The sequence below is a fragment of the Paenibacillus popilliae ATCC 14706 genome, from assembly GCF_000315235.1.
GTDB classification, from domain to species: Bacteria; Bacillota; Bacilli; order Paenibacillales; family Paenibacillaceae; genus Paenibacillus_B; species Paenibacillus_B popilliae.
The window spans coordinates 1-246 of sequence record NZ_BALG01000034.1; the positions used below are offsets into that span (position 1 = coordinate 1).

Below are 246 nucleotides of genomic sequence, written 5' to 3' on the forward strand. Positions count from 1 at the left end.
TCGAAAGGGTTATGAGACCTATCGAATGACGGACACTTTCATCGGAACCTGTATGCGCTTTTCAGGGGATGGACTTTCCAGTCCCAGTATAGCCCCAGAACGCCATATAGGTATTCGTTACTCCATCTCCGCCATCCGATGCTACTTTTTCGTCTCCGTTTCCTTCTGGTCAGTAGCGTTCGAATTTTCATTTCTGTGTAGTCGCGCACTTCGCTGAATGCGTCGCTGGAGTTCCCTACCCGAAAG

1 pseudogene is annotated in these 246 nt (G+C 49.6%); it reads right to left on the minus strand.

The features are described 5' to 3' along the window. Positions 1-38 precede the first annotated feature (38 nt). Positions 39-246 (minus strand): annotated as a pseudogene (locus PPOP_RS19975) (group II intron reverse transcriptase/maturase); the annotation flags it as partial.